The sequence below is a fragment of the Microbacterium sp. nov. GSS16 genome (genome assembly GCF_028198145.1).
GTDB lineage: Bacteria > Actinomycetota > Actinomycetes > Actinomycetales > Microbacteriaceae > Microbacterium.
Window position 1 is genome coordinate 787,415 of the sequence record NZ_CP116338.1, and the last position, 20,623, is coordinate 808,037.

The 20,623-nt window shown below is 69.5% G+C and carries 15 protein-coding genes; 8 read left to right on the top strand and 7 right to left on the bottom strand.

All coding sequences use genetic code 11. The annotated features are described in order from the left end of the window. Positions 1 to 12 precede the first annotated feature (12 nt). On the top strand, positions 13 to 1,176 hold the full coding sequence (gene manA, locus PGB26_RS03615) for a mannose-6-phosphate isomerase, class I (RefSeq protein WP_271638947.1): 1,164 nt from the start codon (positions 13 to 15) through the stop codon (positions 1,174 to 1,176). Positions 1,177 to 1,181: 5 nt separating this feature from the next. After that, positions 1,182 to 2,150 (top strand): acetylxylan esterase, encoded by a 969-nt coding sequence (locus PGB26_RS03620; RefSeq protein ID WP_271638948.1) that lies wholly within the window; start codon positions 1,182 to 1,184, stop codon positions 2,148 to 2,150. Positions 2,151 to 2,243: 93 nt separating this feature from the next. On the opposite strand, the gene PGB26_RS03625 is transcribed toward PGB26_RS03620, so the two are convergent. Beyond that, positions 2,244 to 2,951 carry a ZIP family metal transporter gene (locus PGB26_RS03625; RefSeq protein WP_271639588.1) on the bottom strand — a complete coding sequence of 236 codons (708 nt, stop codon included), beginning with the start codon at positions 2,949 to 2,951 and terminating at the stop codon, positions 2,244 to 2,246. Between the two features lie 175 nt (positions 2,952 to 3,126). Between PGB26_RS03625 and argG the strand changes: the two genes are divergently transcribed. The 6 genes from argG (at position 3,127) to PGB26_RS03655 (ending at position 14,258) form a co-directional block, all read left to right on the top strand. After that, positions 3,127 to 4,557, top strand: coding sequence for an argininosuccinate synthase (gene argG, locus PGB26_RS03630; RefSeq protein WP_271638950.1), 1,431 nt, complete (start codon positions 3,127 to 3,129; stop codon positions 4,555 to 4,557). A gap of 293 nt (positions 4,558 to 4,850) precedes the next feature. Beyond that, on the top strand, positions 4,851 to 5,462 hold the full coding sequence (locus PGB26_RS03635; RefSeq protein WP_271638952.1) for a TetR/AcrR family transcriptional regulator: 612 nt from the start codon (positions 4,851 to 4,853) through the stop codon (positions 5,460 to 5,462). Beyond that, entirely contained in the window at positions 5,459 to 8,509 is a 3,051-nt protein-coding gene (locus PGB26_RS03640; RefSeq protein WP_271638955.1) for a YhgE/Pip family protein, read from the top strand. The genes PGB26_RS03635 and PGB26_RS03640 overlap by 4 nt, the downstream gene beginning before the upstream one ends. Next, entirely contained in the window at positions 8,506 to 10,689 is a 2,184-nt protein-coding gene (locus PGB26_RS03645) for a YhgE/Pip domain-containing protein (protein WP_271638956.1), read from the top strand. The genes PGB26_RS03640 and PGB26_RS03645 overlap by 4 nt, the downstream gene beginning before the upstream one ends. 103 nt (positions 10,690 to 10,792) lie before the next feature. Continuing rightward, a complete protein-coding gene (locus PGB26_RS03650; RefSeq protein WP_271638958.1) occupies positions 10,793 to 13,435 on the top strand; it encodes a penicillin acylase family protein in 2,643 nt (880 codons plus the stop codon). A 61-nt stretch (positions 13,436 to 13,496) separates the two neighbouring features. Continuing rightward, positions 13,497 to 14,258, top strand: coding sequence for an alpha/beta fold hydrolase (locus PGB26_RS03655; RefSeq protein WP_271638960.1), 762 nt, complete (start codon positions 13,497 to 13,499; stop codon positions 14,256 to 14,258). 36 nt (positions 14,259 to 14,294) lie between these two features. Here PGB26_RS03655 and mnhG read toward each other — a convergent pair whose 3' ends face one another. The 6 genes from mnhG to PGB26_RS03685 are packed head-to-tail and all read right to left on the bottom strand — an operon-like array spanning position 14,295 to position 20,559. Then, positions 14,295 to 14,693, bottom strand: a complete 399-nt coding sequence (gene mnhG / locus PGB26_RS03660; protein ID WP_271638962.1) for a monovalent cation/H(+) antiporter subunit G — start codon at positions 14,691 to 14,693, stop codon at positions 14,295 to 14,297. Next, complete coding sequence (locus PGB26_RS03665; RefSeq protein WP_271638963.1) at positions 14,690 to 14,962, bottom strand: monovalent cation/H+ antiporter complex subunit F; 273 nt, start codon at positions 14,960 to 14,962, stop codon at positions 14,690 to 14,692. The genes mnhG and PGB26_RS03665 overlap by 4 nt, the downstream gene beginning before the upstream one ends. Positions 14,963 to 14,964: 2 nt before the next feature. Next, on the bottom strand, positions 14,965 to 15,525 hold the full coding sequence (locus tag PGB26_RS03670) for a Na+/H+ antiporter subunit E (protein WP_271638964.1): 561 nt from the start codon (positions 15,523 to 15,525) through the stop codon (positions 14,965 to 14,967). After that, positions 15,525 to 17,078, bottom strand: a complete 1,554-nt coding sequence (locus tag PGB26_RS03675; RefSeq protein ID WP_271638965.1) for a Na+/H+ antiporter subunit D — start codon at positions 17,076 to 17,078, stop codon at positions 15,525 to 15,527. Before PGB26_RS03675 ends, PGB26_RS03670 begins: the two co-directional genes overlap by 1 nt. Then, positions 17,075 to 17,641: a Na(+)/H(+) antiporter subunit C gene (locus PGB26_RS03680; RefSeq protein ID WP_271638966.1), complete on the bottom strand. Its 567-nt coding sequence runs from the start codon at positions 17,639 to 17,641 to the stop codon at positions 17,075 to 17,077. Before PGB26_RS03680 ends, PGB26_RS03675 begins: the two co-directional genes overlap by 4 nt. Continuing rightward, a complete protein-coding gene (locus PGB26_RS03685; RefSeq protein ID WP_271638968.1) occupies positions 17,641 to 20,559 on the bottom strand; it encodes a Na+/H+ antiporter subunit A in 2,919 nt (972 codons plus the stop codon). Before PGB26_RS03685 ends, PGB26_RS03680 begins: the two co-directional genes overlap by 1 nt. Between the last annotated feature and the right edge of the window lie 64 nt (positions 20,560 to 20,623).

The following is a 20,623-nucleotide window of genomic DNA, read 5'->3' on the forward strand; positions in this document are numbered from 1 at the left end:
CGGAGCCGCATCATGACGACCGCTCTCTTCCACGAGATCGACAACACGCCCCGCGACTACGCCTGGGGGCTCGTCGACGGCGTCGCGCATGTGCGCGGCACCGCTCCGACCGGGCGCAAGGAGGCCGAGCTGTGGCTCGGGGCGCACCCCTCCGCTCCGAGCCGCATCACGGGCGATGCTCCCTGGGCGACGCTCGACGCGTGGGAGCGCGAGACCGGTGCGACCCTGCCGTTCCTGCTGAAGGTGCTGTGCGCGGCAGAGCCGCTGTCGCTGCAGGCGCATCCGAGCACCACGCAGGCCGAGGAGGGCTTCGCCCGGGAGAACACCCTGGGCATCCCGCTCGACGCGCCGCACCGCACCTACCGCGATCCGCACGCGAAGCCCGAGCTGATCGTCGCGCTGCACGATGGGTTCGAGGCGCTGTGCGGATTCCGCTCGGCCGCCGACGTGCAGGCCGACCTGCGCGTGCTGGCCGATCAGATCGACGGCGATTCCGACGCGTCGGGCGCATTGGCGACATGGCGGCAGCACCTGACCGGGGCCGACGGCATCCGCTCCGCATTCCTGTGGCTGCTGTCGGGAGATGACAGCCTGCCCGCGCTGGTGAGCGCCGTGACGGAGGCCGCCGGGCGCGATTCCCGCTTCGCCCTCCTCGCGCGCATCGCCGAGGCGCACCCCGCCGACCCGGGCATCCTCGGCGCGCTCATGCTGCAGCACCTCACCCTGCGTGCCGGCGAGGCGCTGTGGCTCCCCGCCGGCAACATCCACGCGTACCTGCGCGGTTCGGGCATCGAGCTGATGGGCCCGAGCGACAACGTGATGCGCGGCGGCCTCACCGGCAAGCACATCGACACGACCGAACTCGACCGGGTGCTCGACGCGCGTGAGGGCGGAGACGCACGTCTGGTGTCCGAGGTCGTGTCCGACGGCATCCGCGTCTTCCGGCCCGCAGGGCGCGGCACGCCCGACGATCCCGGGTTCGAGCTGTATGCGGTGCAGTCCGACGGCGAGCTCGCGCTCGACGGGCCGGCGATCGCGCTCGCGACCGACGGCGAGTTCGAGCTGGCATCCGGCGACGAGCGCATCGCGATGCCGCGCGGTCGTGCGGCGCTGATCTCGCGCGCCGCCGCCGTGCGGATCACCGGCACCGGACAGCTGTTCATCGCGGCAGGCTGATCATCATGCCTCGCTTCGACCTCTCCCCCGCCGAGCTGCGCACCTACCGGCCCACTGTCGCCGAGCCCGCCGACTTCGACGCGTTCTGGCAGCGCACGCTCGAGTCGTCGCGCCGGCTGGCCGCACCCGCCGAGCGCACCCGCATCGAGACGCCGCTGACGCTCGTCGACGTGTACGACCTGTCATCCAGCGGATTCGGCGGCGACCGCGTGCGCGGCTGGCTCGTCGTCCCCTCCGGGGCGACCGGACCCCTGCCCACGGTCGTCGAGTACAACGGCTACGGCGGCGGGCGCGGACTCCCGCACGAGCGCCTCGGCTGGGCGGCATCCGGCTACGCCTGGGTGTTCATGGACACCCGCGGTCAGGGCAGCGGATGGGGAAGCGGCGGCTCGACCCCCGATCCGCACGGCACGGGCGCCTCGGCGCCCGGCTTCATGACCCGCGGCATCGACGACCCCGAGCAGTACTACTACCGACGCGTGTTCACCGATGCGGTGCTGCTGCTCGACGCGGTGCGCGCCCTGCCCGAGGTGGATGCCGATCGCATCGCGGTCACCGGCGGCAGCCAGGGTGGCGGCATCGCGATCGCCGTCGCCGGACTCAGCGACGGACTCGTGGGCGTGATGCCCGATGTGCCGTTCCTGTGCCACTTCGAACGCGCCGTCGGGTTGACCGACAGCGATCCCTACCAGGAGATCGTGCGCTATCTCTCGGTGCATCGGGATGCCGTGGCGCAGACCTTCGAGACCCTGTCGTACTTCGACGGGGTGAACTTCGCCGCTCGTGCCGAGGCGCCCGCGCTGTACTCGGTCGCCCTGATGGACCCGGTCTGCCCGCCGTCGACCGTGTACGCCGCAGCCAATCGGCACCGTGGCGGCGCCGAGGTCGTGGAGTACCCGTTCAACCAGCACGAGGGCGGGCTCGGCGTGCAGTGGCAGCGCCAGGCTTCCTGGTTGGCTGAGCGTCTGAGCTGAGCGCCTGGGCTGAGTGCCTGGGCTGAGTGCCTGGGCTGAGCTCCTGGGCTGAGTGCCTGGGCTGAGTGCCTGGGCCGAGCGGCCGTGCAGCCCTCAGGCGGCGAGCGCGAGCCAGGCTGCGAACGCGAATCCGATGACCGTCGCGAGCCCGGTCGACTCGGTCGCCTTCTTCTGCGCCTCGGGCACCATCGAGTCGACGAGCATGACCAGCAGGGCTCCGGCCGCGAAGCCGTTCGCTCCGGCGCGGAAGCTGTCGTCGACGACGGATGCCAGCGCGAACCCGCCCACCGTCGCGAGCGCGCAGAGCACGGCGACACCCGCCCAGAGCAGCACCACACGGCTGCGCCGCATGCCGCCGGCCATCAGGTCGGACGCCGAGCCGATCGACTCGGGGAGGTTCGAAACCAGGATGGCGACGACGAGCGCGACACCAACGCCCTCGCCCGACGCGAGTCCGATGCCCAGCACGAGCTGCTCCGGGATGCCGTCGAGCAGCGCTCCGATCGCGAGCGAGGGGCCACCGGCATCCGCCTTCCTCTTCGCCTGACGCGCATCGAGGATCCGCGCGGCGACGTAGTAGCAGAGCGCGCCGGCGGCGACTCCGGCGATCAGTGGCAGGTGGCCGCCGAGCTCGACACCCTGCTCCCACAGCTCGAACGCGATGGATGCCATCAGCGCACCGGCACCGAAACCGAGGATGACACCGAGCAGCCGATCGGGCCATCTGCGCACGAGCGCCAGCAGCGCGCCGACGAGCAGCGGCGATGCCGCCACCGCGCCCCACAGCACCGCCTGACCCATGGTGCCCACGCTACCTCTGCTACCGGCACCCGCTGACCTCGCGAAACACAGGAGCTCTCGCGGAACACAGGAAGATCTCGGCCGAATCCTCCCTGTGTTTCGTGCGTTCTCCTGCACCGCGTGCGGCCCTGCCATAGGAAAAGGCGACACGCCGAGCGCCGATAGACTTGAATCCATGTCCAAGGTGCTCCAGTCCCTCCCCGTCGGCGAAAAGGTCGGCATCGCTTTCTCCGGAGGGCTCGACACCTCCGTCGCCGTCGCGTGGATGCGCGAGAAGGGCGCCGTGCCCTTCACCTACACCGGCGACCTGGGCCAGTACGACGAGAGCGACATCGCCTCGATCCCCGGCCGCGCCCTGGAGTACGGCGCCGAGGAATCGCGTCTGGTGGATGCCAAGACGGCACTCGTCGAAGAGGGCTTCGTCGCCCTGCAGTGCGGCGCCTTCCACATCCGCTCCGGCGGCAAGACCTACTTCAACACGACGCCCCTCGGCCGCGCCGTCACCGGCACGCTGCTCGTGCGCGCGATGCGCGACGACGGCGTCGACATCTGGGGCGACGGCTCGACCTACAAGGGCAACGACATCGAGCGGTTCTACCGCTACGGCCTGCTGGCCAACCCGCGCCTGCGCATCTACAAGCCGTGGCTCGACGCCGACTTCGTCACCGAGCTCGGGGGACGCCAGGAGATGAGCGAGTGGCTCGTCGAGCGCGGCTTCCCGTACCGCGACTCGGCAGAGAAGGCGTATTCGACGGATGCCAACATCTGGGGCGCCACGCACGAGGCGAAGACCCTCGAGCACCTCGACGTGTCGCTCGAGACCGTCGATCCGATCATGGGCGTGAGGTTCTGGGACCCCTCGGTCGAGATCGCCACCGAAGACGTGACCATCACGTTCGAGGGCGGTCGCCCGGTCGCCATCAACGGCACCGAGTACAGCGACCCGGTGGCCCTCGTGATGGAGGCCAACACGATCGGCGGCCGGCACGGCCTGGGCATGAGCGATCAGATCGAGAACCGCATCATCGAGGCGAAGTCGCGCGGCATCTACGAGGCCCCCGGCATGGCGCTGCTGTTCATCGCCTACGAGCGCCTGGTCAACGGCATCCTGAACGAAGACACGCTCGCCACCTACCACGAGCAGGGCCGTCGTCTGGGCCGGCTGATGTACGAGGGCCGCTGGCTCGAGCCGCAGTCGCTCATGCTGCGCGAGTCGATCCAGCGCTGGGTGGGCCTGACCATCTCGGGCACGGTCACCCTGCGCCTGCGCCGCGGTGACGACTGGACCATTCTCGACACCGTCTCGCCGAACCTGTCGTACGGGCCCGAGAAGCTGTCGATGGAGCGCGTCGGAGATGCCGCCTTCGGCCCGGTGGACCGCATCGGCCAGCTCACCATGCGCAACCTCGACATCGCCGACTCGCGCTCGCGCCTCGAGCAGTACGCAGGTCTCGGCCTCGTCGGCGGCGCCACGGGCGAGCTCGTCGGCAAGGTCACCGCCGGTCAGGCCGCCGAGATCTCGGCATCCGAGACCGATGACGAGCAGTTCGCCGAGGCGGTCGACCTGGCATCCGAGGGCGCGGCCTTCGACTCCGGCACCGACTGATCCCCCGTCTGGAAGGCGCGGATGCTGCGGCATCCGCGCCTTTCGCGTGTCGGCGGCATGGGTCCGCCAGCCCCCGGCCTCCGGCCCTCCGGCCTCCGGCCCTCCGGCCTCCGGCCCTCCGGCCCTCCGGCCCGCCATGGCCGTGACACTTCGGGGGCCGACACGCCAGATGTCGGACGCATCCCGCGAAAACGTCCGACATCTGGCGTGTCGGCCCCCGTTCTGCATCCGCGTCACTGAGAGTTCACCGAACTATGTTGCACAGGACTGTGCAACATACATATCCTTGATGCATGACCCGCTCACCCCGCTCCGATGCGCGCGCCAACCGTGCCGGCATCCTCGATGCCGCGCGCAGCGCCCTCGCGCTCGATCCGCGTGCCAGCGTCGACGTCATCGCACGCAGCGCAGGGTTGAGCAGACGCACACTGTACGGTCACTTCGACGACCGTGACGCGCTGATCCGCGAGCTGATCAGCACCGGCGCACAGCGCTTCAACGCGATCGCCGAGTCGATCACCGACGCCGACGCGCGCCTCGCCCTCGCACGGCTCGCGGCCCGGCTGTGGCAGGAGGCCGCACATGTGCAATTCGCCGCCGCCCTCGCCCTCGATGAGGATCACGTCGAGCACACCGCCATCGCCCTCGCGCCGCTGCGCCGCGCCGTCGCGCAGCTCGTGCGGCACGGGCAGGACGACGGAAGCTTCCGCGCCGATCTCACGGCCCCCACCCTCTCCCGCCTGATCGAAGAGGTCGCGCGCACCGTCCTCGCACGCACCGACGCCTCCAGCAGCAGCGCCGCCGACCTCGCCGTCCGCACGGTGCTCAGCATCGCGGGCCTCTCCTGGCGCGAGACCGACCAGCTGCTCGCCGCTCACCCCGACATCACGGAGATCGCCGCGTGAGCGGGCCGGCCCCCGCGGCCAGGCCCAACGCGTGGAGCGTCTACCGTCGCGACCTCGGCCGACTGGCACGCGTCAGCAAGGCGTGGATCATCATCATCGGCGTCATCGTCACGCCCTCGCTGTACGCATGGTTCAACATCGTCGCGTTCTGGGATCCGTATTCGAACACCCAGCAGGTCAGTGTCGCCATCGTCGACCAGGACGCAGGTGCCTCGTCCGAGCTGACCGGGCGCATCGACATCGGCGGCGAGCTGGTCGAGCAGCTGAAGCAGAACGATCAGCTGGGCTGGGAGTTCGTCGGCGAGGACGAGGCGATGGATGCCGTGCGCAGCGGGCGCAGCTACGCGGCGATCATCATCCCACCCGACTTCAGCCGCGACTTCGTCAGCATCACCACCGGCGACTTCACCCGGCCCGAGCTGAAGTACTACGTCAACGAGAAGGCCAGCGCGATCGCGCCGAAGATCACCGACGTCGGCGCATCCACTCTCGACGATCAGATCAACAGCACCTTCGTCTCGACGGTCGCCGAAGCGGTCAGCGCGCAGCTGAAAGACGCAGGGCTGGATGCCGAAGATCGCCTCGCAGGCGCGCGCGACTCGACCGTCGGCGCACTCGACGAGGCGGCGGGCAAGGTGTCATCGGCCCGGCAGCGGCTCGCCGATCTGCAGACCGGTCTGAAGGATGCCGAGAGCGGCATAGACCGGGCATCCCGCACGCTCATCACGGTCGACCGCACCCTCGGCGACGTGCAGGTCGCCGTCGCGCAGGCGCAGCAGATCGCAGGTGAGGCGCAGCAGGAGCTGCTCACCGTCACCGACAGCGTCACATCCGCATACGTCTCGGGGTCGACCCTCATCGCCGATGCGGCCGCGCGGATGAACGGCGCGATCGCGACCCTGGCATCCGGCCTGCAGCAGGCGAACGCCGCCGTCGGCACCACCGCAGACGATCTGAAGGCCGTGATCGCGAGCAACGCGGCCGCGCTCGACGAGCTGCAGGCCGCGCTCGATCGCACCGAGTCCGGCTCGGCCGCGGCAGAGCGCCTCAGCGCGGCGATCGACGCGCTGCAGCAGCGCAACGCCGCCGACCAGCAGGTGCTCGCCGACCTCACCGCGCTGACCGCCGACGTGTCGAGCACGATCGACGCCGTCACGGGCGCGGCCGGCAGTGTGAACGGCGCCGTCGAGCAGGCGGCGACCTCGGCCTCCGCCATCCGCGACGCGCTCACGCAGAGTGTTCCGCAGCTGAACCGGGCGATGTCGCAGCTCGCGGCGAGCGCCGACGCGTTCTCGTCGGCGCTCGGCGCTCAGCGCACCCAGGTCGCTCAGGCGCAGAGCCTGCTCGGTGGCCTGAAGACGCAGCTCGCCGGCACGGCCGACGCTCTCGCCGCGTTCGACGGCGACCTGGGCACCGCCGAGACCGCACTCGGCACTGTGCGCACCGACGTGCTCGCGCTCGGATCGGCCGAGATCTGGAACCGGCTCGGCGCCGTCAGCGGGCTCGAGCCCGATGAGATCGCGCGGTTCATGGCATCGCCCGTCGAGGTGAACACGAAGACGATGTTCCCCACCGCGGCCTACGGCTCGGCCATGGCGGCGCTGTTCACCAACCTCTCGCTCTGGATCGGGGCGTTCGTGCTGATGGTGATCTTCCGGGTCGAGGTCGACACCGAGGGCGTCGAGGGCATCACTGTGCGCCAGGCGTACGTCGGTCGCTGGCTGCTGTTCGCCACGATCGCCGTGTTCCAAGCCGTGCTCGTGACGGTCGGCAATCTCGTGATCGGAGTGCAGACGGCGAACGCGCTCGCGTACGTCGGCACCGGGGTGCTGATCGGGCTCGCGTACCTCAGCATCATCTACGCCCTGTCGGTGTGCTTCGGGATCGTCGGCAAGGGTCTGTGCATCCTGCTGGTGATCGTCCAGATCCCGGGGGCCTCGGGGCTGTACCCGATCGAGATGATGCCGGCCTTCTTCCGCGGGCTGTACCCCTTCCTGCCGTTCACCTACGGCATCGACGCGATGCGCGAGACCATCAGCGGCTTCTACGGCGCGCACTGGTGGGGCTTCATGGGAATGCTGGCGATCTTCGTCGCGCTGGCCTGGGTGCTCGGGCTGCTTCTGCGCGGCCGCCTCGGCAGCTTCACCCGTCTGTTCAACCGGCGTCTGGCCGAGACCGAGCTGATGGTCAGCGAAGACGTGCAGATCACCGGGCGCCGGCGCACCCCAGAGATCATCCGCGCGCTGACCGACGGCGACGGATTCCGTGCCGACGTCGCGCGCCGCGCCCAGCGCTTCGGCGAGCGCTACGCGACGCGCCTGCGCCTCACGCTGCTCGTGGGCGCCGCGGGGGTCGCCGTGCTCGCGCTGTGCGGATGGCTGATCCCCGGAGCCAAGGCGGTCGTGCTCGGTCTCGGCGCGCTCTGGTGCCTGCTGCTGATCGGGTTCGTCGTCGCGCTCGAGTACATCAGGCAGAGCATCGAGCAGGCCGCCGAGGTGAGCGAGATGCCGGATGCCGAGCTGCGCCGCGCCCTCGCCGTCGAGAACTCCGCACAGCGCGAGGTGCTCGCAGACCCGGGTGCCGACGCGACTCCTTCCGTGGGTCCCGCCGTCTCCGCCGATGCCGCCGCGGCGGCGACGTCTGCCGGCGGTGACGCCGCGGCGTCGGCGCGCACGGCGGTGCTCGAGCATCCGGATGCCCGACCCGACGCCCAGCCCGACCAGCGGAGCATCGACGAGACCGGCGCCGACGACGACACGGTCGCCCTCGACGAGCTGTTCGCCGACGAGGCGCCGCAGACACCGGATGCCGATGACGCGAGCGATCTCGGCCAGCCGGCCGACGAGCATCCGGAACAGGCGACCGACGGGCGCGCCTCCGACGGACCCGACCAGTCCGACCAACCCCACCAGTCCGACCGATCCGATGAGCCGGATCAAACCGACCAGTCTGACCAACCCCACCAGTCCGACCGATCCGATGAGCCGGATCAACCCGACCAGTCCGACCAACCCGACCGGCCGCACCAGAAGGAGGGCGAGAAGTGAGCAGCATCCTCGCCGTCATGCGGCACGACCTGCGACGGGCGATGAACAGCGTGATGGCGCTCATCGTGCTCTTCGGGCTCGTCGTGATCCCGTCGCTTTTCACCTGGTTCAACGTGATCGCGAGCTGGAACCCGTTCGAGAACACCCGCAACCTCACCGTCGCGGTGGCGAACACCGACGACGGCTATCAGAGCGACCTCATGCCCCTGCGCATCAACGTCGGCGAGCAGGTCGTGTCGGCGCTGCGCGCCAACGACGACCTGAACTGGGTCATCACCTCGAAGCACGACGCGATCGACGGCACCCGGTCGGGCGAGTACTACGCGGCGATCGTGCTGCCCACGACCTTCAGCGCCGACATGATGACGTTCTACGCGAACAACGGCGATCGCACCCGCATCGACTACTACCTCAACGAGAAGAAGAACGCGCTCGCCCCGAAGATCACCGGGCAGGGCGCCAGCGAAGTCACCAAGAGCATCAACGAGGTGTTCACCGAGACGCTCAGCGAAGCCGGGCTGAACATCATCACCTCCCTGTCGGACTACCTCGACGACGCCGACACCCAGGCGGCGCTGTCGAGGCTGCAGGCGCGAGTCGAATCGGTCGCCGCGCAGCTGCGCGCAGGGGCAGGGACCGCCGACATGTTCACGTCGCTCATATCGTCGAGCAGACCACTGGTCGACAGCGCCTCGGGCCTGGTGAGCGCCTCCGGCGACGCGCTGCGCGACGCCCGCGGGGCGTTCGGCGGCGGGAAGGACGCCGCCGGCTCGCTGAAGGACGCCCTGTCGTCGACCACCTCGTCGCTCGACGCGGCGCTGAAGGGCACATCCGACAGCTACGAGTCGGTGTCGGAGAGCATCGAGCAGGTGTTCGCCACCATGGATGCGCAGTCGGCGAGCGCCGCTCGCACGATCGCCGCACTCGCGGACCGGGTGCAGACGCAGGTCGATCAGCTGCAGACGCTGCGTGACGGACTCGTGCGGGACGTGCGGCCGCTGCTGCCTGAGACCGCGCTCGACGCGTTCGACGCATCGGTGTCGGCCATCGACGCGGCCATCGCGCGGCAGACGGCGCTGCAGGAGCGGCTCGACGAGGCCGCGACGCAGATCACGACCGCCGGCACCGCGAGCCAGAGCACCCGCGCCGAGATCGAGCAGCTCACCGCTCAGGCGAAGGCCGCGGTCGACGACGCGCGCCGCTCGTACACCGACAGCCTGCGCCCGAAGCTCGACGCCCTCGCATCGACGCTCGCGCGCATCAGCACCGGCGTCGACACGATCGGCAGCGACCTGTCGAGCGCCGCCGGCTCGCTCACCGGCTCTTCGTCGACGGGTTCGGCGCTGTCCGACGCCGAGGCGCTCACCGCTGGCATCTCCGACTCGCTCACCGAGACCGCGGCCAAGTTCGACGAGCTCGCCTCGGCGCTCGCGACCGCTCGCGACACCGGCGATCTGACCGAGCTGACCGAGCTGATCGGCGCCGATCCCCACGCGCTCGCGACGCATCTCGCCGAGCCCGTCGAGCTCACCCGCGTGCCGGTGTACTCGGTGATCAGCTTCGGCGCCGCGATGACGCCGCTGTACACCGTGCTCGCCCTGTGGGTGGGTGCGCTGCTCACCTCGGTCGCGATCCGTGTCGACCCGCCGCGCGGAGGTGCCACGGGACTTCCCGAGCTCTCCCCGACCGAGACCTATCTCGGGCGCTTCGGCATCTTCGCCGTCGTCGGATTCCTGCAGAGCTCGCTGCTCGGGCTCGGCAGCGTGGTGTTCACGCAGGTGCAGCCCCAGCATCCGCTCCTGCTGATCCTCGCGGGATGGGTCGCGTCGCTCGTGTTCACGCTGATCATCTACACGCTGGTCGTCACCTTCGGCAACGCCGGCAAGGCGCTGGCGGTGCTGCTGCTGGTCATGCAGATCTCCGGCTCCGGCGGCGCATATCCGCTGCAGGTGCTGCCGCAGTGGTTCCAGAACATCAGCCCGTTCCTGCCCGCCACTCACGCGGTGAACGCCATGCGCTCGGCGATCGCCGGCATCCATCAGGGCGACTACTGGGTCTCGCTCGGGTGGCTGCTGGCGTTCACGCTGCCGGCGCTGCTGCTCGGACTGGTTCTGCGGCGCCCGTTCATCCGCAGCAATCAGAAGATGCTGGCGGCTCTGGAGTCGACGAAGCTCATGTGATCTCGTCGGGCCAGTGGGTAGGATGCCAGGGCGCGCGCTTGCCCGAGACGCGCACCCGGACTGCGTGACACGCAGTCCCACCTACCCTTGAGGACTTCCGCCGATGACGACTGATATCCGCGCTGCGGCACCACCGCGCAGCCTCGCCGCACGCATCGGAAGAATCGCGTTCCTCGTCGTCGCCACCCTCGTGGTGATCGCCGTCGCCGCCGCTTTCTTCCTCACCTGGACGATCCAGCGATCATTCCCGCAGACGTCGGGTGAGCTGTCGCTGAAGGGTCTGGACGAGTCGGTGACCGTGCAGCGCGACGACCGCGGCATCCCGACCATCACCGCCTCCACGTCAGAGGATCTGCTCTTCGCGCAGGGCTTCGTGCACGCGCAGGACCGCTTCTTCGAGATGGACTTCCGCCGGCACGTCACCTCGGGCCGCGTGGCGGAGATGTTCGGCGCCTCGCAGGTGGGCACCGACAAGTTCCTGCGCACGCTCGGCTGGCGCGCGGTCGCCGAGCAGGAGGTCGAGGCGCTCGACAAGACGACCCTCGGCTACTACCAGGCGTACGCCGACGGCGTGAACGCATACCTGTCGTCGCGGTCGGGTGCCGAGCTCTCGCTGGAGTATGCCGTCATCGGCATGCAGAACCCGGACTACGAGCCCGAGCCCTGGGAGCCGGCCGATTCCGTCGCGTGGCTGAAGGCGATGGCCTGGGACCTGCGCACCAACATCGAGGACGAGACCGACCGGGCCCTGCTCGCGGCGCGGCTCGCCGACACCGGCGAGACCACCGAGCAGACCGGCGCGTTGATCGAGAGGATCTACCCCGAGTACCCGTTCGGGAAGAACCCGGTCATCGTGCCCGAGATCTCGCCCGTCGACCCTGTCACGACCGACGCCACCCCTGCCTCGTTCTCCGGAAGCGGCGACGCCGAGATCGCCGACGCGCTGCGCACCGTCGAATGGCGTGAGGCCGACAGCGTCATCGAGGCCGCGAGCATGCTGCTCGGCGGTGCGGGCGAGGGCATCGGGTCGAACTCGTGGGTTGTGTCGGGCGATCTGACCGAGAGCGGGATGCCGCTGCTGGCCAACGACCCGCACCTCGGCGCCGCGCTGCCGTCGGTCTGGTATCAGGTGCAGCTGAAGTGCCGGAAGGTGAGCGAGGCGTGCCCGTTCGACGTCGGCGGGTTCTCGTTCTCGGGGATGCCGGGCGTCGTCATCGGTCACAACGCGAACATCGCGTGGGGGTTCACCAACCTCACCACCGACGTCGCCGACCTCTACGTCGAGAAGCTCGACGGTGATTCGTACTGGCGCGACGGCGCGCTGGCCCCGCTCGAGGTCGAGAAGGACGTCATCAAGGTCGCCGGCGGCGACGACGTGCCGCTGACCATCCGGCGAACCGCGCACGGCCCGATCATCTCGGGCCTCACCGACGACTTCACCGCCATCGGGGAGGATCCGGTCGTCGGCGACGCGGACGCTCCGCTGCCGCTCGCCGGCGCGCCCGAGATCCCCGCCGGCGACACGGCCGTGAGTCTGCGGTGGACGGCGCTGGATCCCGGCACCACCCCCAGCGCCCTGTTCGCGATGAACACGGCGGATGACTTCGCGAGCTTCCGCCGCGCGGCATCCCTCTTCGACGTGCCCGCGCAGAACCTGGTCTACGCCGACCTCGAGGGCAACATCGGCTATCAGGCGCCGGGGCGCCTGCCGATCCGCGGCGTCGGCGACGGCACGCTGCCGCAGCCGGGCTGGGACAGCGCCTACGACTGGCAGGGCTTCATCCCCTTCGACGAGCTGCCGGTGTCGTACAACCCGCCCGAGGGCTACATCGTCACCGCGAACAACGCGATCGTCGGCGACGATTACGACTACTTCCTGTCGAAGGACTGGGACTACGGGTACCGGGCCGCACGCATCGCGCACCTGATCGAACGCCGCTCTGCGGCCGCGCCGCTCAGCGCGCAGGACATGCGCGAGATCCAGATGGACGACGAGATGTGGATCGGCAAGCAGCTCGTCGCCGCGATGGAGGGGGTGCCTGTCGAGCGGAAGGGTCCGAAGGCCGCGGTCGACCTGCTGCGCACCTGGGACGTGCAGAACACGCCCGACTCCCCCGCCGCGGCCTACGCGAACGTGCTCTGGTCGAACCTCGTGCACAACGTCTTCATCGACCGCGAGGTGCCGATGCCCGTCGGCGACCAGGGCCGCCTGTTCACCGTCGTCGGCCAGATGCTCGAAGACGAGAACGACCCGCTGTGGCAGAACGAGCGGGTGGGCGTCGACGACATGCAGTCGATGCTCGCGCTGGCCGCCGACCAGGCCTACGACGAACTGGCCGAGCTGCAGGGCGGCGATGTGACCGCCTGGCGCTGGGGCGACCTGCACGCGCTCTCGCTGACCCACTCCACCCTGGGAACCTCGGGCATCGCTCCGATCGAGATGCTGTTCAACCGCGGACCGTACCGGGTGGGCGGCGGCGCCTCGGTCGTGAACGCGACGGGATGGCGCCTCGGCGAGTCGTACGCGACGGTCACCGTGCCGTCGATGCGGATGGTCATCGACCTCGACGACTTCGACGCGTCGACGTGGAACCACCTCACCGGCGCGAGCGGTCACGCGTTCGACGCCCACTACACCGACCAGACCGCCGACTGGGCCGAGGGCATCCAGAAGCCGTGGGCGTTCACGAAGAAGGCGGTGGGGAAGGCGACGGTCGATCGGCTGGTGCTCACCCCCGCGGGGTGACGGGGCCGGTCGGCGGGTGATCGTTCGCGGGCGGGTGCTCGCAGCCCGGTAGCCTAGAGGGATGCCCGAACGTCTGCTCGCACCCGAGGGCACCGTCGCCGACATCGGCGAGTTCACGTACGCCGGTGCGACGCTGGTGCACGAGGACTTCGGCTCGGGCCGCCGGCCGATCGTTCTGGTGCACGGCATCGGCATGGGCCGCAGCGTGTATCTCGACCTCACGTCCCACCTCGACGGCCGGATCATCGGTCTCGACCTGCCCGGTTTCGGCGAGGCGCCCGAGCCCGAGCGCACCCTCACCATGGAGCGCCACGCCGACCTCGTCGCCGCCTACCTGCGCAGCCGCCGCATCGACGACGCGGTGATCATGGGGCACTCCATGGGCAGCCAGATCGCGGCCGAGATCGCGGTGCGCCACCCCGACGTCGTCTCGGCACTCGTGCTCGCAGGCCCGACCGTGAACAGCGCGTCGCGCAGCGTCCGGGCTCAGGCCGGGTACCTGCTCTGGGATCTGCTGCACGAGCGACCCGAGGTGCTGTGGCGAGGAGCGCGCGAGTACGTGCGCGGCGGCCCGCATCTGCTGCGCAAGATGAAGGCGACGATCGTGCACACGCCCGAGAACGCCTACCCCCGCGTGCGCGTGCCGGTGCTGGTGGTACGCGGTCAGCGCGATCCGCTCGCCCCGATGACCTGGTGCCAGGAGATCGTCGACATGGTTCCGGATGCCCGTTTCGTCGAGATCCCCGACCACGGCCACGGCACGCTGATCAGCGAATCCGGCGGAGCCGCGGCCACGATCCGCGACTTCGTCCGCGGCCTCTGACCGCGGGCAGGCCTGCACCCCGGAGCCGTCGCGTGGTCAGCCGGCGGCCGGCGGGGTCTCCTTCGACTCGGCGTACTCGTCGACGACGAGGCTGTGTGCCTGGATCGTGCCGTTGCGGTACGCCTGACGGCCCACCATGTGGGCCGAGAGCGGCGCGGTCGCGAACTGCAGCAGGATCACCGGGATCACGATCACCAGCCCCAGCAGCATGCCGCCGATCGTGCGCTGCGCCACCGCGATGGCCAGGCAGATGAGCACGAGGCCGAGCACCTGCGGTTTCGTACCCGCATGCAGGCGGCTGGGCACATCGCGGAAGTGCAGCAGACCCACCGCGGCCGACAGGCAGAGGATGGCGCCCAGCAGCACGAGGATCAGCGCGATGGTCTCGGCGACCGGTGCCGGCAGGGCGACTTCGAGGAACGATGTCACGGTCATGGTGTCGTGTTGTCCCTTCGCGCGACGTAGCGGGCCACCGAGATCGACGCGAAGACGCCGACGGCCGCGATGATGAGCATGACGGGGATGTTGCGGGTGTGCCCGTTGATGGCCATGTCGGCCCCGAGCACGCACATCACCTCGGTGAGCAGCACGTCCGATGCGACCGTGCGGTCGAGGATCGACGGGCCCCGCACGATGCGGATCACGGCGAGGATCGCCGCGATGCCGAAGACGACGAGGATGGCGATCAGCAGCGGGTTCGTCATGCCTATCCCTTCTCGTCCGATCGGAGCGCCCGGTACTGCTCCGGAGTTCCGACCGCGCGGACGATGCGGCGCTCCCAGGCGAGCACCCCCTCGCGGAATCGGTCGACGTCGGCGCGGGTGCGCACGCCGATGACGTGCAGGTACAGGATGCGCCGGTCGCGGTCGCTCTCGACGACCAGCGATCCGGGGATGAGCGAGGCTGTCACGGCGACGTGCGTGGTGAGGATGTCATCGGCATAGCGCAGCGGAATCGCGATGATCGCGGCCCCCGGCTGGCGTCGGAGGTCGAAGACCTGGATCGTCACGCTGACCGCGCCCATCACCACCGCGCCGAGGAAGAGCACGATGAACACCAGCGAGTGCCAGACGTTCACCCGACCGACCAACTCGACCGTCGGCAGGCGGAAGACGCGGGTCACGAAGATCGCGACCAGGATGCCGGTGACGATCGCCAACGGTGTGAACTGGTGCCAGAGCAGCATCCACAGCAGCACGAGCCAGATCATGAACGGCAGCTGGAGCAGGATGTCGCGCATGATGCGGCGACGGGCGTCGGCGTTCATCAGCTCGCCCCCTCATCGATCAGCTCGAGCGTGACCGGCTGCAGCAGCCCGGCCCCGATGCGGTCGCAGATCGCATAGAGCGGCCCGGCGAAGACGGTCAGCGCGAGCGTCACCGCGACCATGCCCGCGGTGGCATACGTCATGATCGGCGGGATCTCTCTGGTCTCACCCTGTTCGTCGGCGGCCGGTGCGTTGCCGAGGTACTCGATGCGGCCGTCGTTCTCGGAGGCGCCGTCGTCTTCCCGCCAGAAAGCGAGGTTCCATGCGCGCATCAGGGCGTAGAGGGTGAGCAGCGAGGTGAGGATGCCGCCGAAGATGAGCACGATCATCAGCGGTGTGCCCACGTCGGCGGCGGCTTCGAACAGCGCGACCTTGCCGATGAAGCCCGAGAACGGCGGCAGACCGCCGAGGTTGATGGCGGGCACGAAGTACAGCACGGCCAGCACCGGCGCCGCCTTCATCAGACCGCTCACACGCAGGATGGACGTGCTGCCGGCCTTTCGCTCGATCAGCCCGACGGCGAGGAACAGCGTGGTCTGCACGACGATGTGGTGCACGATGTAGTACACCGTGGCGCCGATGGCGGCCTCGGTCGCGATGGCCAGGCCGAAGATCATGTACCCGACGTGACTGACGAGGGTGAACGACAGGATCCTCTTCAGCTCGGCCTGGGCTACCGCACCGAGCACTCCGATCACCATCGTCGCCAGTGCGACGATCAGCAGGAGGTCGTTGATGTCGTTGCTCGCGAAGATCTGGGTCTCGGTGCGGATCAGCGCGTACACGCCGACCTTGGTCAGCAGGCCCGCGAACACCGCGGTGACCGGCGCGGGCGCCGTGGGATACGAGTCGGGCAGCCAGAACGACACCGGGAAGATCGCGGCCTTGATGCCGAACGCGACCAGCAGGATGAGGTGCAGCACGAGCTGCGTCTCCTGCGGAAGCTGGGCCACGCGCTCCGCGACCTGCGCCATGTTCACGGTGCCGACGGCGCCGTAGATCAGCGCGATCGCGGCGAGGAACAGGATCGACGACACGAGCGAGACGACGATGTACACCGCTCCCGTGCGGATGCGCGATTCGGTGCTTCCCAGGGTGATCAGCACGTACGACGCGACGAGCAGGATCTCGAATCCGACGTAGAGGTTGAACAGATCACCCGCGATGAACGCATCGAAGATGCCGGCCGCGAGGATCAGGTAGGTCGGGTTGAAGATCGAGATCGGCGTCTCCTCGGCGCCGTCGGCGGCGCCCTGACCGATCGAGAAGAGCAGCACCGCGAGCAGCACGATGCTCGAGATGAGCACGAGCAGCGCAGCCAGGCGGTCGACGTAGAGGATGATGCCGAACGGCACGGGCCAGCCGCCCACCGAGACCGCGAACGGCTGATCCGACGCATCCACGGCGAGCAGCAGCACCGCGGCGATGATCGAGACCGCCACGAGGGTCGCGGTGGTGACGACGACCTGCAGCCGGGGGTTGCGGCCGAAGACGAGCGTGACGGCCGCGCCGAGCAGCGGCAGCATCACGATGAGGGGAACGAGTGCGCTCACGGCCGATCCTCCCTCTCATCGTCCTGGGTCCCCGAGCCTGTCGAAGGGCCGGCATCCGGAGCGTCGGGCACATCCACCGGTGCGTCGTCGACGATCGCCGGATGGTCGCGCATGTTCAGAACGGTGATCGGAGCCGTGGTCACCCCGACGAAGTCGGTGGTCGCCTCGTCGTCGTCGCTGGTGGACTCGTCGTCGAAGAGATCCTCCTCGGCATCCGTCCGCTCGCGCACCGCGATGTCGCCCAGGTCGTCCTCCACCGTGTCGGCCTGCCCGAGCTGCCACGAGCGGTAGATCAGGGCCAGCAGGAACGCCGAGACCGCGAACGTGATGACGATGGCCGTCAGGGTCAGCGCCTGCGGGAGGGGGTCGCTGACCTCGCCCTCCTCGCCGTAGAACGGCGCCGATCCGGGCACGCCCATCACGATCAGCAGCAGCAGGTTGGTGGCGTTGCCCAGCAGCAGGAAGCCGATGAGCACCCGGGTGAGGCTGCGCTCCATCATCGCGTAGACGCCGGCGGCGAACAGCACGGCCATGATCACGATGAGGGTCAGGGAGACGTCCATCAGATGACCGCCCCCCGACTGCGCGTCTCGAGCGTCTGCCGGTCGACCTCGGCGCCGAGGCTGCGCAGCACGTCGAGCACGAGCCCGATGACGACGAGGTAGACGCCGATGTCGAAGACCGTCGAGCTGACGAACTCGATGTGACCGAGCACCGGCACCTCGGCCTCCCACACGGCGCTCTGCAGTGGCGCCATGCCGAAGAACAGCGGCAGCAGAGCGGCGCCGACGGCGAGGATGAGTCCTCCGCCGAGCAGGCGCCCGGCGTCGGTCGGCGCAGCCGCGCCCAGCTCCCATCGGCCGCCGGCGATGTAGCGCATCACGAGCGCCATGCCCGCCACAAGGCCGCCCGCGAAGCCGCCGCCGGGCAGGTTGTGACCGGCGAACAGCAGATAGATCGACACGAGGATGATCGTGTGGAACAGCACCCGCACGATCACCTCGAGCAGGATCGAGCGGTTCTCCGCCTTCATCTGCTGACCGCTGACCAGCCACGCCCGCGGCGCACCGCGGTTCTCGGCGGTCTGGAATCGCAGGCCCTCGTCGGTCTCGACCATCGGCCGACGCGCCGTCGACCGCCGAGTCGTCTCGGGCAGGTCGCGTGTCGCCGAGAGCAGGTCTGCGCGGTGGGTGACGAAGACGAGGGATGCCACACCCGTCGCGGCCAGCACGAGCACGCTCAGCTCGCCCATCGTGTCCCACCCGCGGAGGTCGACGAGGGCGACGTTGACCACGTTCTTGCCGTGTCCGAGCTCGTAGGCGAGCTGTGGGAAATCGACCGAGATCGGATCGAACATGCGCGCCTGGGTCGCGACGATGGCGAGGAAGGCCATCACCACTCCCACACCGACGGCCAGCACGGCACGCGGGATCCGCCCGACCGACGCGTTGTGCTCGCCCATGCGCGAGGGCAGTCGGCGCAGCACCAGCGCGAAGGTGACCATGGTGACGGTCTCGACGAGGATCTGCGTGAGCGCGAGATCGGGGGCGCCGCTGGTCGCGAACAGCACGACCATGCCGAGCCCGGTGACCGAGACGAGCACCACTCCCGTGTATCGCTTGCGGGCGCGCACGGCGATGATGCCGGCGATGGCCATCACCGGGGCGACGACTATCTGCACGGGTGTGTGCCAAGCCGAGAGAGCGAGTCGATCCGGCATCGCGGCGACGAGCGCAGTGGCTTCGGCTGCGAGCAGCACGACGAAGATGGTGCCGACGTACAACGGCAGCGAACCGCGCTGGGTGACGCTGGTGGTCAGCACCGAGAGTCGGTCGACGCCGCGCATGACGAGGTAGTACGCGTCGGCGGCGGTGAAGCGCAGCAGGCGGGGCCGGCGATCCCAGCGGGTGCGGATGCTGAGCACGAAGAGTCCGATGCCCACGACGATCGCGCCCAGCGACAGCAGCAGGGCGGGCTCGAGCCCATGCCAGAGCGCCAGGTGCCCCGGCTCAGCCGACCCGAGCGTCTTCGCGTAACCCTGCAGGGCGACATCGACGGCCGGAGCTCCGATGCCGGCGGCGAGGCTGATGCCGGCGAGCACGATCGGCGCCGAGAGGAAGCCCACCGGCGGATCGGGCCATGCCGTCTCGGGCATGTGTGCGCCATCGGCATCCCTCTTGCGCCAGAACGCACCCCAGAGGAATCGGCAGCCGTAGGCGGCCGTGAGGATCGCGCCGATCGTCGAGCCGACGAGCGCCACCCATCCCCACACCGAGCCGTGCAGGGCGTCTTCGAGCAGGGCGGTGAGGGTGGACTCCTTGGCGACGTACCCGATCGTCGGCGCGACGCCCATCATCGAGGCCACCGAGATGAATGCGGCGGTCGCCATCACCGGCGCCTGCCGGCCGACGCCCGACAGCTCGTCGATGTCGCGCGTGGAGAGCTGGCGGTCGATCACACCGACGATGAGGAACAGCGCCGACTTGAACAGCGCGTGCCCGATCACCAGGGCCAGGCCCGCCAGTGCCGCGGCCGGCGTGCCGTAGCCGACGACGACGGCGAAGAACCCGAGCTGGCTGACGGTGCCGAACGCCAGGATGCGCTTGAGGTCTGTCTCGCGCAGCGCCTGGATGCCGCCGAGCAGCAGCGTGAACACGCCCAGCGTGATGACGATCGGTCGCCACGGGGCCGCGAGCGCGAAGATCGGCGCGAACCGCGCGATGAGGTAGATTCCGGCTTTCACCATCGCCGCTGCGTGCAGGTACGCACTGACCGGCGTGGGCGCGGCCATCGCGCCGGGCAGCCAGAAGTGGAACGGGAACAGCGCCGACTTCGAGATCGCGCCGACGAGCAGCATGACGATCGCCGCATCGACGAGCGGCCCGTCCGGGGCGAGGGCGAGCAGCTCCCGGATGCTCGCCGTGCCGGCGTCGACGACGAGCAGGATCACGCCGACGAACATCACGAGTCCGCCGAGCGTGGTCACCAGCAGGGCCTGGAGGGCGGCTCGTCGACTGGCCGCGCGGCGCCGGTAGTGGCCGATGAGCAGGTACGACAGGATGCTCGTGAGCTCCCAGAACATCACGAGCATGACCAGATCATCGGTGAGGACCAGCCCGTACATGGCGCCCGCGAAGCCGAGCAGGACGCCGGCGAACTGGCCGACCTCGCGCCCCTCGTCGTGGAAGTACCAGCGGCAGTACAGCAGCACCAGCGCGCCCACCCCCGTGACGATGAGCGTGAGCACCCAGCCGAGCACGTCCATGTGCATCGAGAGGTTCAGCCCGAGCCGCGGTATCCATCGGTAGAGCTCGAACGGGGCGTCCCGGCCGTCAAGCACGTGCGGTGTCTGCACGAGAGCGTGCGCGAAGGCCGCTGCGGGGATGAGCGCCCCGAGCACGAACGCCTGTGCTCCCAGCCAGCGCACCAGGACGGGGAGTATGACGGACCCGGCCAGGAACACGGCGAGGAGCAACAGCATAAGCGGCTCCTCAAGCTCGTCGTGGCCTTCCGGCACAGGCGGGCGATGTTCCTCTATTCTACGG

Coding starts and splice junctions, on each gene's coding strand:
- PGB26_RS03680 (WP_271638966.1), bottom strand. CDS start 17,641: ATGGACGTCTCCCTGACCCTCATCGTGATCATGGCCGTGCTGTTCGCC.
- argG (WP_271638950.1), top strand. CDS start 3,127: ATGTCCAAGGTGCTCCAGTCCCTCCCCGTCGGCGAAAAGGTCGGCATC.
- PGB26_RS03650 (WP_271638958.1), top strand. CDS start 10,793: ATGACGACTGATATCCGCGCTGCGGCACCACCGCGCAGCCTCGCCGCA.
- manA (WP_271638947.1), top strand. CDS start 13: ATGACGACCGCTCTCTTCCACGAGATCGACAACACGCCCCGCGACTAC.
- PGB26_RS03620 (WP_271638948.1), top strand. CDS start 1,182: ATGCCTCGCTTCGACCTCTCCCCCGCCGAGCTGCGCACCTACCGGCCC.
- mnhG (WP_271638962.1), bottom strand. CDS start 14,693: ATGACCGTGACATCGTTCCTCGAAGTCGCCCTGCCGGCACCGGTCGCC.
- PGB26_RS03685 (WP_271638968.1), bottom strand. CDS start 20,559: ATGCTGTTGCTCCTCGCCGTGTTCCTGGCCGGGTCCGTCATACTCCCC.
- PGB26_RS03655 (WP_271638960.1), top strand. CDS start 13,497: ATGCCCGAACGTCTGCTCGCACCCGAGGGCACCGTCGCCGACATCGGC.
- PGB26_RS03670 (WP_271638964.1), bottom strand. CDS start 15,525: ATGAACGCCGACGCCCGTCGCCGCATCATGCGCGACATCCTGCTCCAG.
- PGB26_RS03665 (WP_271638963.1), bottom strand. CDS start 14,962: ATGACGAACCCGCTGCTGATCGCCATCCTCGTCGTCTTCGGCATCGCG.
- PGB26_RS03625 (WP_271639588.1), bottom strand. CDS start 2,951: ATGGGTCAGGCGGTGCTGTGGGGCGCGGTGGCGGCATCGCCGCTGCTC.
- PGB26_RS03635 (WP_271638952.1), top strand. CDS start 4,851: ATGACCCGCTCACCCCGCTCCGATGCGCGCGCCAACCGTGCCGGCATC.